Source organism: Dorea sp. AF36-15AT (genome assembly GCF_003477705.1).
Classification (GTDB): domain Bacteria; phylum Bacillota; class Clostridia; order Lachnospirales; family Lachnospiraceae; genus Claveliimonas; species Claveliimonas ammoniilytica.
The window spans coordinates 124,960-140,570 of sequence record NZ_QUDV01000001.1 but is presented as its reverse complement, the minus strand read 5'-3'; the positions used below and the strand labels follow the sequence as shown (position 1 = coordinate 140,570).

Sequence of the window (15,611 nt, the reverse complement as noted above, 5' to 3'; positions counted from 1 at the left end):
TCGGAGGTGCTAAGTACATGAACATTCAAGAATATGATATTTTGAACGCAATTTTTACTACAACAAATGCAACACAACGTTCACTAGCTGATTGCTCCGGTCATTCTCTTGGTATTGTGAATCGTTCCATCAAAAAGCTTACATCTGATGGCTATCTCACCACTACCATGCAGCCTACGGATAGAGCAATCGCATTGTATAAGCATTCTGTTCCGCAGAATGCCATTATACTCGCTGCGGGTTTTGGAATGAGAATGGTTCCAATTAACACGGAAACGCCAAAAGGATTGCTGGAAATACACGGTGAAGCTTTAATCGAACGTATTATCAGGCAACTGCACGAAGCCAATATTCATAATATCTACATTGTAGTAGGATTCATGAAAGAACAGTATGAATACCTGATCGATGAATATGATGTTACATTGATTGTAAATGCAGACTATGCATCAAAAAACAATCTGCATTCTCTCAATCTTGCATCAGAATATTTGAAGAATTCCTATATCATTCCTTGTGATATCTGGTGCAAAGACAATCCATTCCACACACACGAGCTGTATTCATGGTATATGGTGAGTGATACACAAACTAACGAAAGTTCTGTTCGTGTTAATCGAAAAATGGAGTTAACCGCTATTTCTAAAACGGCTATCGGCAATGCGATGATCGGTATTTCATATCTTTCTGAAAATGATTCTTCATATATTCAGCAGCGATTATCTTCTTTAGATAATGACGCCCGATATGATGGATGCTTTTGGGAAGAGGCATTATACAATCATAACAGAATGGTGATTCCAGCCAGAATCATACCTGGTTCAAACGCAGTAGAAATAAATACTTACGAACAATTACGAGAACTTGATGAGCATTCTAATCATTTACAATCGGACATCTTGCAGATAGCTGCAGATGCTCTTAACGGAAACCAGGAAGACATCTGTAACATTACAGTCTTGAAAAAAGGAATGACCAATCGATCTTTCCTCTTTGACTATCAGGGGATCAAACATATCATGCGTATTCCTGGCGAAGGAACCGATCAGTTGATCAACCGAAGAAATGAAGCAGCCGTTTATCAAACAATTCAAGATAAACATATCTGCGATGATATTGAATATATCAATCCTGAAAATGGATATAAACTCACGCGCTTCTTAGATAATGCCCGTGTTTGTGATCCATTATCAACCGAAGATATAACCAAATGCATGAATAAGTTGCGATCTTTCCATGATTTAAAATTAAAAGTAAACCATCGTTTTGATTTATTCGGACAAATAGATTTCTACGAAACACTATGGGAAGGAAAAGCTTCTGTTTATAGAGACTATCAGAAAACAAAGGCAGAAGTATTTGCACTCAAAAACTACATTGACAAATACGCTGCTGATGAAGTATTGACACATATCGATGCTGTACCTGATAACTTTTTATTCTGCACAGATTCATCCGGGAATGAAGACATTCGTCTGATAGATTGGGAATATGCCGGAATGCAGGATCCACATGTCGATATAGCAATGTTCAGTATCTACGCATTCTATACCAGGGAACAGATTGATCAGTTAATTGATATTTACTTTAATGGGAACTGCCCGGATACGACTCGTATTAAAATATACTGCTATGTTGCGGTAGCCGGTCTTCTTTGGAGTAACTGGTGTGAATACAAACGTAATCTTGGTGTTGATTTTGGCGAGTATTCATTAAAGCAATATCGCTACGCCAAAGAATATTCACGACTGGCAAAAAAAGAATGCATCGATAGAAATTTATTATAAGGAGAATACACCATGTATAAAGTAAAAAGATCCATCATTATGGCTGCCGGACTCGGCAAACGAATGCAGCCAGTAACTTTAACCACACCTAAGCCACTGGTATCTGTAAACGGAACACGTATGATTGACACTGTTATAGAAGGATTGCACCAAAACGGAATCTATGAAATATATATCGTTGTTGGATATTTAAAAGAACAGTTTTATATACTGGAAGAACAATATCCTGGAGTAAAAATCTTAGAAAATCCTTATTATGATACCTGCAATAATATTTCATCCTTGTATGTTGCCCGCGAGCATCTGGAGGATGTCATCATATTAGATGGTGATCAGATCATATATAATCCACAGATCTTACATCCGAAATTCGAAAGATCAGGATATAACTGTATTTGGACAGATACCCCAACCGATGAATGGTTGCTCACTTTATCCGATAATATTGTTACTTCCTGTAGCCGAACCGGTGGATCACATGGCTGGCAATTATACAGCATTTCCCGATGGAATAAAGAGGACGGGCGCAAACTAAAAAAACATCTGGAACTGGAATTTAAAGAAAAAAAGAACACTCAAATATACTGGGATGATGTCGCACTGTTTTGTCATCCGAATGATTACCAGCTTGGTATCCAGACAATGCATGAGAATGACATCATAGAAATTGACAACCTGCAGGAATTAGCCGCTATCGATTCCAAATACGAACGTTATCTGAATGGAGGAAACACAAATGAATAACAAGAAACAATCCGCAAATCCACACAATATCGACTGGATGATCACACTTTTACCATTAATCATGATTATTGGTTTATGTGTATTATTCTTTTCTTTCCCAACGCAATCCAATACCGTTCTAAGCAATATACGATTTCTGCTTGGAGACACATTTGGTGTGTATTACTTAATTATTGGACTGGGTATTTTTCTCCTTTCTATCTATGTTGCATGTTCCAAATACGGTAACATCGTACTTGGTGCCCCGAATGAAAAGCCTAAATTTTCTTTCTTTGCCTGGGGGTCTATGATGTTTACTGCCGGATTAGCCGCTGACATTTTATTCTATTCTTTTTCAGAATGGATTCTTTACGCTTCTGATCCGCATATTGCAGAATTAGGAAGCATACAGGACTGGGCCAGTACATACCCTATTTTCCACTGGAGTCTGATTCCATGGGGATTCTATCTTGTACTTGCCGTTGCATTCGGCTTTATGCTCCATGTACGCAAACGTGATCGTCAGAAGTATTCTGAAGCATGTCGTCCTATCCTTGGTAAATATACCGATGGTATTCTTGGACGGTTAATCGACTTACTTGCAGTATTTGCACTGTTAGCCGGAACTGCTACTACGTTCAGTCTTGCTACTCCGTTAATGGCAAGTGTAATTGGTGAACTGTTCCATATACAGATCAACCGAACGGTTGTGACCATTATAATATTAGTACTGACATGTGCCGTGTATACATACTCCCTTTTACATGGATTTAAAGGAATCAGCTTTCTTGCCAAATCATGCATTTATTTATTCTTTGGTCTCTTGGCATTTGTTCTTTTATTTAGCGGCGAGACCAAATACATTATTGAAACTGGTTTTTCTTCTGTAGGCCGAATGTTCCAGAACTTCTTCCAACTGGCAACATTTACAGACCCACAGAGAACCACTTCATTTCCACAAAACTGGACGATCTTCTATTGGGCATACTGGATGGTATGGTGCGTAGCAACACCATTCTTTATTGGTAATATATCCCGAGGCAGAACAGTGCGTCAGACAATCTTAGGCGGATACGTATTTGGCTGCGGATCAACAATCATTAGTTTTATCATTCTTGGCAATTATTCACTTAAGCAGCAGATCACCGGTGCAGCAGATTATCTGGCCATGTATCAGAAGAATGGAGATCTTTATGAAATCATCATTGCTATCGTAAAATCTCTTCCATGTGCTCCACTGATTCTCGCACTGCTTTTTATCACGATGGTTGCCTTTTATGCCACATCATTTGATTCAATTGCTTTAATAGGTGCCTGCTACAGCTATCACAGACTGGGAGAAAACGAATCCCCGCATCGGTTAATTGAATTCATGTGGTGTATATTATTAATTCTGTTGCCAATTGCTCTGGTATTTTCAGATAGCTCCATGAGTAATCTACAATCGGTAAGTATCATTGCTGCCTTTCCAATCGGAGCCGTCATCGTACTGATTACTCTCAGTTTTCTAAAAGATGCAAAAAAATATATGAATGGTCAATAGTTCAATGGGGTAGGCTGAATTAGCCTACCCCATATACATTTCCCTATCATTATAATATTGTTTTAATATACTCTACCATCTGATCAGCACTTTTCCATTGCAATCCTTGTGAGTCGTACACCGCTCCAGTATTCTGCCATGTGAGTTTTGTACCGTATAAGTATACCTTTGCATTTACGGCCTGCCTTCCTTCTTTGCCAAAGTATGTCCACCAATCCGGATAATACTGTTGCATGAAGGATTGTGCCAGTCTGGAAGCCTGTGAACTACTGCCTCCGTTTACCGTTCCACTCATCTGCACACCTCCGTTTGGTGTACTGTGCAGAAGAAGGACACTTCCATCTTTACACTGTCCAAGGCTCAGGAAACAATGTCCACTAATACTAACAATATCTCCAGGATAAAACTTGCTGTTAGGTGTGCATGTGGAAACAGTTCCAAAACCATATCCCGCTAATGACTTAGCCAGCTTCGTTGCATCACCTACGTATCCATTGTAATCTTTTCCATTCTGTACAGAATTATATACTAGCCACCCTAAATAGCCCGAGCAATCCAAACCCCAAAAACGGGATTCTCTGTGTCCATTTTCCCAGGCAGTCCGTCCCGGTCGATAGGAATAATTCTGCTTATTCTTCTGAAAATACTGTTCCCATTCCGGCCAAACACCCATATACAAAGCAGTCTCGCCAGAGCCATTATCCGGTACATTCCAGCCACCGCCCCACACATACAATGTATTTCCTACTGGTTTTAACGCATCCGCAATCAGGTCTGATAATTCCATCTCAGCCATAGCTCCACTCTGATTAAAATAATAGTTACTTCCATTAATCCTATGCGTTCCTGTAACCATTTGTCCCGAGCCATTCAGATAATACCAGACATTATTTATTTTCTTCCATCCTATGGCCATATGCCCGTCTTGTTCCAGATAGTACCAAGCTCCTCCAACATATTGCCAGTCAATCTGCATTGCTCCATCTGCTCCCAGATAATACCATGTACCATTCAGGTAAATCCAATTGCGTGCCATTGCTCCACTCGACTGCAAGAAATACCAAGTGTCTCCGACAAGTTGCCAGCCGGTCTTCATTGCTCCATCTATCCCCAGATAATACCACGTACCATTTTGATAAAGCCAATTCTGTACCATTGTCCCATTTGACTGTAGAAAATACCAGGTACCACCAAGATATTGCCAACCTGTTCTCATGGCCCCATCTGTTCCCAGATAATACCATGTATTATCTAGACAAAGCCACTCCTGCGCCATTACTCCATTTGTCTGTAGGAAATACCAGGCTTCATTAATACATTGCCATCCTTTTTTTATTCGACCACTTGAATCTGCATAGTACCATCCTTCCGACCGTTTCTGCCAGCCAGTCAGCATACATCCATTAGCATCAAACAAATATTCCGAATCGCCAATTGTCATAACACAATCTTTTGCCATTACACCCGGATGTTTCATACCAAGTTCTTCATAATAATACCATTTACCACCTATATATTGCCAACCCGTTATACTAACATTATTTTGCTCTTCATATGTCGTTTCAAACTCAAATCCAGTTGCATTACCTATAGCAGTTAATTGAATCTTAGTATTATCATGCGACCATTCTGTCTGATTTATCGCATATGCAATGATTCCATTCTGAATTCCTGATATGCTAGGAGGATAATTAGCATTATCCGCATCAACAACAAATTTTGTCTCTTTAGAATTTAGCTTCGTTTCAATTCTATCTCTATATGTTTCTATCCATTTTGCCGCATCGCCACTTCTGACAAAATAATTATTTTTCAGATTTGTAGAACACGTACCATAATTCATATCATTATATATTTTTGCGTGTCCCGGATGAGCCAATGCCATTAATTCATCTGTAAGTCCAAAATACAAATGTCTTTGATCAAAATCATACCAGTTTTCATTAGAATCATCCCAAGTACAATCCACTTGATACCATTCACCATCTAGTTTGACTGCATTCCAGGTATGACCATCATAGGTATCTCTTACTTCAGAATTTTCAATACCGATAGCAGATAACAATTTGGAATAAGCACTTTCATAACTTTGACATGTCCCCAGGCCTCTGGTTAATGCACTTTCCGACGAAGACCATTTCAATGAATTATCATACTCCAACTGTTCCAATAACCAGTCATGTAGCCATAACGCTTTTTCATATTCAGAATTATTTCCTTTGCCATTGCACTGTTTAACAGCTGAATTAATAACATCATTAACACTTGGATAATTTGCATCGTTTACTTGAATATATGTATTCGTTCGCAAATATGTAACTCCAGATACCAAATCCATAACATGAAATCTAAAATTATAAATACCTGACGCTGTCATTGTAAATGTATAGTCATGGCTATCACATTCATCTGTATATTCAGTCCACTCACCTCGACTAGGATCTGCAACTGATTCATATGAATTTTCTTCTGGATTCGAATAGCTAGGAGCCTCCATATTAAACTTATATAACCCACTGCCACCAGATGCGGAAACATGAAAAGTGGTAGGTTGTCCTAATTCAGGTTCATTCCATTCCACCTTTAAAGTCACATCACCATAACTGGCTACGTCATTATAGGCATATTGGAATTCTTCAGCATAAACCGTTACTCCTTTTCCAATCAATACGCTCATGCAAAAAAACATTAAAATAATCTTTAATACTTTATTTTTATCTTTCACACTCATTCCTTTCACTATTTATACATATGGTCTTGCTGCACCAATCACTCTTCCTCTGCTTCCAATTGGTTTTACAGACACTCCCTGTCCCGGCCATGAGTCAATTATCTGCCCATTTCCAAGATATATCGCTACGTGTCCTCTATAATATACCAAATCTCCACGTTGCAAAGAATTTGTACTAACCGGCATAAAAGTATTATTATTATACCAATTCATTGAATTATATGTCTGTGATGCTATCCATCTATGATTATATGGATTATAAATTCCAAGATCCATTCCAGTTGCATACAAACACTGTAATACAAATCCGGAACAGTCAACTGCGTCTCCCGGATAACTTGACCATGGCTCAATGTATCTTGTTCCGAGATATTCATATGCTCTTGCAATAAATGCATCAACACATTCCTGTCGTGATGCATATATTGAAATACGTGACGGCGTAACGTATGTAAAATACCCTGTACAATATGATGGGAGCATAACAGTCAATGAACTTACCTGCGGATAGCCAGCCGGATTCTGCCATCCCAATTTATTCTTAGCCCGAATATACGCTCCATTTTCATGTACTACAAATCCATCAATTACTGTATTCTTTGCCATGACACCTTCTGAACCGCCATGAGTATCATTCTTAGTGTACATATAATACCAGACACCACCAGCAACCTGCCAGCCTGTCTTCATTGCTCCATCACCGGAAAACCAATACCACTCACCATTCAACGCAAGCCAATTAGTCGCCATAGCACCGCTTCCATAGAAGAAATACCAGTTATCACCAATTAATCTCCAGCCACTATTTGCCATCTTATTATTCTCTGCCGGATCTAAATAATACCAATATCCTTTTATATTCCTCCAGCCAGACGCTACAAGACCTGATGCATCATAATAATACCAGTCATTTCCATTCTGGTACCATCCCGTTGCCATTGCTCCACTGACTCTGAACGTATATGTATTTCCATTTATTTCTTTCGAGCAATCACTAATCATTAATCCTGGATACTCTGCATTATCTCCGTCCAGGTAATACCATACATTACCAATCTTTCTCCAACCTATAGTCTGTGCTCCACTGCCATCTGCATAATACCAGCCTTCTGGTCGAAGCACCCACCCTGTCTGCATTGCTCCGCCGGCTGCAAAGTAGAAATTACTTCCTCCTATGTTTCTTGTACAATTATCTGCCATCAATCCAGGATGCTCTGTATCAGCTCCATCAAGATAATACCATACTCCTCGAATGTATCTCCAACCAATTGCCTGCGCTCCACTCGCATCTGTATAATACCATCCTTCCGGTCGAAGCACCCAGCCTATCTGCATTGCACCACTACCATCAAATGCATAATAACTATCGCCTATTTTTTTCATCTCATTACAAGCCATAATTCCTGCATTTTCCCCATCAAGATAATACCATTTTGAATTCAGATAAATCCAACCAAAATATAATGTATTCTCTTCTTTGGCATAATACCAATTTCCTTCATAAAAATTCCATCCGCTTGTCCACTCTGATGATGGAACCTCCGGTTCTTGCGGAAAATCTACGTTTCCCGAATCGTCAATATTTTCTCCTGTTACTGATTCTGTTGGAACTTGTAAATTTTCATTTTCAGATTTTTCTTCTTTTTGCGAATCCTCCTGTAATGATATACTTTGAACTTCTTTTGAGTGTCCATTCGTTCCTTCTGCAAACACCGTGTTCATCGGAACACATAATGTCAATACTAGAAATCCCATGAAAATCTTTCGTACTTTTTGAATCATTTCTCCCTTTCCTCTCCTATAAATTATCTATACTGCTATTGTATCAATATCTTTTTGAATTTTCCATACTATTCCACTATAAATCAAAAAGAGACATTCCTTTGCGTCATGCAAGAAACGTCTCTTTACAACTAATTATATTTATTAATATTTTCCATGATACCCTTTATCACTTCAGCATATGTAGCCGATCCTGCCCATCCTGTTCCGTATGGATTATTAGGAATACTAAGCCATTCAACATACGGTGCTTTACCTCTAAGCCACTCTCCCCATCTCGGATCAACACGATCTCCATTCAGTTTGTCTGTTGACGCATAACATTTCAAATGCTGAACCTGCGCACGTATACCAAGACGAACTGTACTGAACGAATTGCCTTTCACTCCATTTCCAGTAGCTCCCATGCCAGCAAAATTATACTGTGATATATCAACATCTCCGCCAAATGAGAGATATCCTGTTTCAACCATTGCCTGCGCAAATGCAACTTCTACTCTTACACCTTCCTTCTTACACTCTTCGACATAAATCTTACAGAAGTCTTCTATAGTCTTAGCTTCTTTATCATTCTGCGAATAGTAAGATGGATATTTTTTATTCATTGCTTTATAAAAATTTGATAATTGTAAGGCTGTCACTGAAGAAGTCCCCATGATATTTGTTAGCTTTTGTTTATCTGGAATCCATGCACCGTTCGCATCCACATACCAATTACCAATCCAGGTATCACTCGCCATACATCCATTATTATCAAAATAATAGCATTTCCCATTGATCCATTGCCATCTTCCCGCTATCATTGCGCCACTGGATTCAAGATAATACCATGTATTCCCTGTCAATAACCATCCTGTTTGCATCCAGCCATTTGCATCAAAGTGATACCATGTACTTCCCACTAACAGCCATCTGGATTTTACGTATTCTCCGTTCGATTCCATATATTTCCATCGCCCAGATACTACTTTCCAGCCTGGCGTCGGCTTCTGTTTTCCAGGTATCCATGCTCCACTGGCATCTACGTAAGAATCTCCTACCCATGTATTTGCCATCATGTATCCATTATTATCAAAATAATAGCATTTCCCATTGACCCATTGCCATCTTCCCGCTATCATTGCACCACTGGATTCAAGATAATACCATGTGTTCCCTGTCAATAACCATCCTGTTTGCATCCAGCCATTTGCATCAAAGTGATACCATGTACTTCCCACTAACAGCCATCTGGATTTTACGTATTCTCCGTTCGATTCCATATATTTCCATCGCCCAGATACTACTTTCCAACCTGATACAACTTTTTGTTTTCCTGGCACCCATGCTCCACTGGTATCTACATAAGAATCTCCTATCCAAGTATTCGCAGCCATACATCCATCATTATCAAAATAATAGCATTTATTGTTAATCCACTGCCAACAGTCAGCCACTCTTGCGCCACTAGTTCCAAGATAGTACCATGTATCATCCAAATACAGCCAACCTGTCCGCATTGCTCCACCGGCATCCATATAATATGTGGCATCCCCTACTTTTGTCCAACCTGTCTGCATAATGCCTTTCGCATCAAAATAATACCATACTCCATTTAACAATAACCACTGCGATGTCTTGTATGTACCATCTCCATTACTATACTTCCACTGACTTCCATCCAACTCCCAATGTCCTTTTGACAATCCAAAATGATTCGCAATACCTGTTGCATCAGCAACTCCGCATTGCTTTAAAAAAGATTCATCCTTCAGTTTTTCTGCATCATTTACATTATCTATAAATGCATGTTCTACAATAATACCCGGAAATCCTTCATATTTGCTACGTCGTATAATTCCATACCAATCTTCCAGCGATCCATCTGGATACGTATCATAATTAGCAGAACGGATTTTAATACCACGATTTTTCAATCCCAATTTCAACAATTCATCTAAAATCTTCTGAGCAGAATCTTTGCCTTCTTGTCCAATTGCCGAATTATAATTGCTGTTTGGATAATATACTTCAACTCCCTGACCTCCACCAGAATTTATATGAATGCTTACCAACAAATCTGCTCCCCATTCCTTCGCTTTATTCACACGATTAGCGAGATCTGAGGCTGCATCGCCAACTCTATTTCCAAGGTATCTATCATCCTCTCTTGTCATATAAACTGCCACACCAGAATACTTCTCTAATTCCTCTTTGCAATATTTTGCAATTTTTAATGTGAGATCCTTCTCCTGTAATCCATTACCAACAGCACCGCTATCAGTTCCTCCATGACCAGGATCCAATACCACTATTACATTTCCATTTTTAGTCTGTTCATCTGAACTATATGTAGCAATTCCTTCCTCCTCTTCTGTATTACCAATAGCATCCGCAATTTCTCCCTGCGCTGTAGCCACCTCATCCGAATCTATACTTACTACAGACGTGTCGATTTCTTCTTGCGAAATCACATCGGAAGAGTCTGAATTATAACCAGGATACTCTTCATCAACACCAAACATGGCTTCCACATCTATGTCTTGCAATTCGATTGTCTGCTCTACGCCATCCTCCACATACACAAATCGAAGTAATGTATATGTTCCTTTATCCTCACCCGAAAATGAATGTTCAAACAGAAATAATTCTTCCTGTCTGGAAGACATAGTATCTTCAAAAATTGTTCCATCCGCTTTTTGATATACAATCTTTGCTTCTGATATAGCTTCTGTACCATCCCCATATGAGACTACAATCTTTTGCGTATCAGGAGAAGTCAGATATGGTTTATCAATTCCTACATAATTCAGCAGTCCGTTCGATACCACCTCTTGACTTTCTACTTCTTCAATCTGTGATTCATCTTGACCTGAATCCGCTTCCACATTTTTCTCTATTTCACTCTTCTCTATCTGATAGCTATCATTTTCTGTAACGGTTGTATCTGATATTTCTTCTGCCATAACACTCATATCCGTTACTGGCATCAAACAAAGCATAACTGCCGCCAAAAACACCGCTACCATTCTTTTAAGTCCTTTCATTGTCCCCTCCCCTTTGTTAAAACGCTTCGTCACTTCGCTATTATACTTTATTATTGTAATCCTCGCAACAAAAAAAGAGGGGCAGAATCGCCAATGTCATCTACCTCTCTTTCTATATAGACTTAAAACACTACTACTTTTGTTCCGGTTGGAATATTATCATATATCCATTTAGCTTTCTCGATAGGTAATCTTACACAACCATGAGATAACTGCATACCAACACGACCATCCATAAGTCGACCATTATATTTGCTATATAATACACTATGGAACAGATAATCTCCATAAAACTGCGTATACCAATAACATCTTGCATTTCCTGAATCAAAATAATATCCCTTTGATCCCACCGTAAATTCGCCTCCTACTGTTGGAGTAGATGGTTTGCCCGGTGCGCACTGCCAATCATAAAGCAGATTCCATGCTCCAGCACTTCCTGCAAAAATAGTTGTTCGACATGCTGCCCGATCCACAAGTATTAGATATCCTGTTCTACTACTATACGGCTGTGCACGCAACACCAATCTAGCTGCTTCTGGTGATAACATTGCTCCATTTGCACTAAGATAATACCCGTCTATATAACAATTTCTCGCCATCACACCTTCTGAACCACCGTGAGAATCATTTGCAGTATACATATAATACCAAGTACCACCAACATTCTGCCATCCCGTTTTCATTGCCCCATCACTGGAAAGAAAATACCAATTTCCTCCTATTGCAAGCCAGTTTGTTGCCATTGCTCCACTGTTATGGAAAAAGTACCAATAATTACCAAACAATTTCCACCCATAATTTACCATTTTATTATCATTATCTGGATCCATGAAATACCAGTAGCCATTAATCGCACGCCAACCAGAAGCAATTAAGCCAGAATGATCATAATAATACCAATCCCCATTATCATAATACCAACCTTCACGCATTGCTCCACTTGCATTAAATATATATGCATTTCCGTTTATTTCTTTCGTACAATCACTAACCATTAATCCCGGATATTCTTCATTATTTCCATCAAAATAGTACCAAGCATTTCCTATTCGTTGCCACCCTATTGCCTGCGCTCCACTCGTATTAGCATAGTACCAGCCCTCTGGATAACGTAACCAGCCGAACTGCATTGCACCCCCAGCACTAAAATGATATTTATAACCCTGAATATCCTTTACACAGTTTTCCACCATTAATCCCGGATACTGCTCATTATTTCCATCAAAATAATACCATGTATTATGTATATATCTCCATCCAATTGCCTGTGCTCCACTAGAGTCCGCATAATACCAGCCTTCCGGATATAGCAACCAGCCTGTTCGCATTGCTCCTCCGGCTGCAAAATAGAAATTACTTCCTCCTATATTTTTTACGCAATTGTCTACCATCAGTCCTGGATGTTCTGTGTTATTTCCGTCTAAATAATACCATACTCCATTAATATATCTCCATCCGATTGCCTGTGCTCCACTAGAGTCCGCATAATACCAGCCTTCCGGATATAGCAACCAGCCTGTTCGCATTGCTCCTCCGGCTGCAAAATAGAAATTACTTCCTCCTATATTTTTTACGCAATTGTCTGCCATCAGTCCTGGATGTTCTGTGTTATTTCCGTCTAAATAATACCACACTCCATTAATATATCTCCATCCCAACACCAGACTTCCATCTGCATTCGCATAATACCAACCTTCTGGGCGCAGTATCCAACCCATTGACTGCATAACACCATCTTTATTAAAGCAATAATACTGTGCTCCTACTTTAACAATAGTATCTGTAGCCATGCTTCCAGGGTTATCTACATTCGTTCCATCAAGATAATACCATTTGCCACTTTCGTATCGCCATCCATAGTACAATGATCCATCCTGATTATAATAGTATGTATCTCCATTTTCATTTACATACCATCCAACATGAGTTGGCATTGTTTCTGTTTCATTTTCGACTTCAGGTATAATCACTTCCTGATTATCCATCTGTTTCTCAATCTTCAGCTCGCCATCGGTTGATTCCTCATTTTCGATGTTTTCTACAGCTTTTTGTTCCATTCCATATGACACAAATGAGCAACTAAAACATACTAAAAACGTAGCTAACAGTATTCCTTTTACTCTCTTTTTCATCTTTTCCTCCTCATTCTCATATTAACAAGTAACTATTATTGTTTATATCCCATTCCACCTCCTATAAAATACTGTTCACCATCATTGGTAATTGCATACGCATGAATATTATACTCACCTTGTTCATAATCAAATTTACTCATATCGATATCTGCCACATAATTCTCATCTTCTTGATACTGCATTTCAATCCATTGCAAATCACTTTGATCTTCTTTTTTCCAAACTGCTATATTAATAGCTTGTATATTGTCGCCTCCCGTAATATTTTCTATACGGACAGGAATTATTCCTGTTTCTATTTGATACTCCCCTACTGTCATTTGTCCAGTAGGTATTATTCCTTCTCTAATCAGCAGACTTTCACTACTCTCATCGATATCAGCTAATTCTATCATCAATTCCGAATTCTTTTTCATTTCTTTTTCTTCAGTTTCCAATCCATAGCGTTCAGACAATGTTTGCTCACTTGAAAATAAATTAGTACCCAATCCTAGTCTGTTTCCCTCTATTGTAACTCCTATAGCAGCCAATGTTGTCGGAAAATTATCAAATGTTGTGTAGGTTCTTGCCATAGAACTCTTCGGATTATCACTTGCATTAATATATGCCGTATACACTCTTCGTCCATAATTTTCATCCACATTTTCACAAAAATCACTATCCATCGTTGGATGATCTCCTGATATAACAATTGTTGTATCTTCATAAAAATCTTGCTGCTTAATCCATTCAACAAATTCCTCTACTTGCTTACTCGAACATGCAATTACGTTTGCATACTGATCATCCACAAATTTATCATCACATTTATCACATACATATCCATCTTCAAAGTGCGTGTCAACTGTTAGCATAGTCAAATTGAAAGGTTCGTCTTGATCTGATAATTCGTTTAATTTTTCTTTTGCAAATTCAAATAACTTTTTATCATCGTATCCCCACCATACCGGATATTCATCAGATAACATTCCTTGCTGCGCAACATAGTTATAATCAAAAATATCATAATTTCCATGGTCTGTAAAATACAACCGTCTTCCGCCAAAAGTTGCATCCGATCCTATCATTAACGTCTGCGAATATCCTGCATCGCCCAAAATATCACCAATCGTTACAATCCCAGGAAAAAAGCTTTTCTGTGTATCCATTTCGTTTGCACTAATTGATATTTTTAATGGCAATCCAGATGTCTGAGCAAACATAGCCCCCATCGTCCATGTACTTCCTGTTAATGAATATCCTCCATTCAGTTTCTTGCTTTTTCCAGAAAAATCTTCGTTTTCTTGTGCAAGTTTTGTGAGTTCCGGAATTACATTTTCTTCAAATGCTCCGCCATTTTTTTCATCTGTATAGGTTGTTTCCATCGACTCTAAAAAAATGTAAATAAGATTTCTCTTTTTTTCCGGAAATACAATATCAACATTCCTGGGATCCACATAATTATCATCAATAAATGTCGAAAATTCATTCTGTCCTGAAATATATTCTCCAACATCCAGTTTAGTCCATACATTGTATATACTAATACACATCACACCTATTGAAACAACGCATATTACACCTAAAAATTTACCATTCTTTTTCCCTTTTTTATTTATCATCTTCATAATTGCGAATACAATTATAAAGATAATAATTGTAGGCAATATACATTTCAATATGTAACCCCATATCATATCCTCATTCGTTCCTTCTAATGGAGCCTTAAGGTGATATATTAATTCATCCATAGTTAAATTTGCCCATGTCTCAAACATCCATTTAATACTAAAACATAACAGTATGACTATCGTTGATACTAACAAACCAACGCTCTTCACAATTATTATAGCATTCTTCTTTATGTTCATTTTATCTTGCTGCATTTTTTATTTCCTTTTA

General features: G+C 38.4%; 8 protein-coding genes. 3 read left to right on the top strand and 5 right to left on the bottom strand.

What is annotated here, in order from left to right:
* Positions 1-17 precede the first annotated feature (17 nt).
* From DWZ93_RS00590 to DWZ93_RS00580, 3 genes are read left to right on the top strand one after another with little or no spacing between them, the layout of a single operon-like run.
* Complete coding sequence (locus DWZ93_RS00590; protein ID WP_118451679.1) at positions 18-1,787, top strand: NTP transferase domain-containing protein; 1,770 nt, start codon at positions 18-20, stop codon at positions 1,785-1,787.
* A 12-nt stretch (positions 1,788-1,799) separates the two neighbouring features.
* The gene (locus DWZ93_RS00585; protein ID WP_118451678.1) at positions 1,800-2,531 is read left to right on the top strand and encodes an NTP transferase domain-containing protein; all 732 of its coding nucleotides are present in this window, start codon (positions 1,800-1,802) and stop codon (positions 2,529-2,531) included.
* Positions 2,524-4,053: a BCCT family transporter gene (locus DWZ93_RS00580; RefSeq protein WP_118451677.1), complete on the top strand. Its 1,530-nt coding sequence runs from the start codon at positions 2,524-2,526 to the stop codon at positions 4,051-4,053. Before DWZ93_RS00585 ends, DWZ93_RS00580 begins: the two co-directional genes overlap by 8 nt.
* 49 nt (positions 4,054-4,102) lie before the next feature.
* On the opposite strand, the gene DWZ93_RS00575 is transcribed toward DWZ93_RS00580, so the two are convergent.
* The 5 genes from DWZ93_RS00575 to DWZ93_RS00555 all read right to left on the bottom strand — a co-directional run bounded on the left by DWZ93_RS00575 (position 4,103) and on the right by DWZ93_RS00555 (position 15,595).
* On the bottom strand, positions 4,103-6,778 hold the full coding sequence (locus DWZ93_RS00575) for a transglutaminase domain-containing protein (protein ID WP_147364645.1): 2,676 nt from the start codon (positions 6,776-6,778) through the stop codon (positions 4,103-4,105).
* 18 nt (positions 6,779-6,796) lie between these two features.
* Positions 6,797-8,566 carry an NlpC/P60 family protein gene (locus DWZ93_RS00570; protein WP_158574265.1) on the bottom strand — a complete coding sequence of 590 codons (1,770 nt, stop codon included), beginning with the start codon at positions 8,564-8,566 and terminating at the stop codon, positions 6,797-6,799.
* Positions 8,567-8,697: 131 nt separating this feature from the next.
* On the bottom strand, positions 8,698-11,592 hold the full coding sequence (locus DWZ93_RS00565) for an N-acetylmuramoyl-L-alanine amidase (protein WP_118451675.1): 2,895 nt from the start codon (positions 11,590-11,592) through the stop codon (positions 8,698-8,700).
* A 122-nt stretch (positions 11,593-11,714) separates the two neighbouring features.
* Entirely contained in the window at positions 11,715-13,727 is a 2,013-nt protein-coding gene (locus DWZ93_RS00560) for a L,D-transpeptidase family protein (protein ID WP_118451674.1), read from the bottom strand.
* A 35-nt stretch (positions 13,728-13,762) separates the two neighbouring features.
* Complete coding sequence (locus tag DWZ93_RS00555) at positions 13,763-15,595, bottom strand: GBS Bsp-like repeat-containing protein (RefSeq protein ID WP_243061040.1); 1,833 nt, start codon at positions 15,593-15,595, stop codon at positions 13,763-13,765.
* Positions 15,596-15,611: the final 16 nt, after the last annotated feature.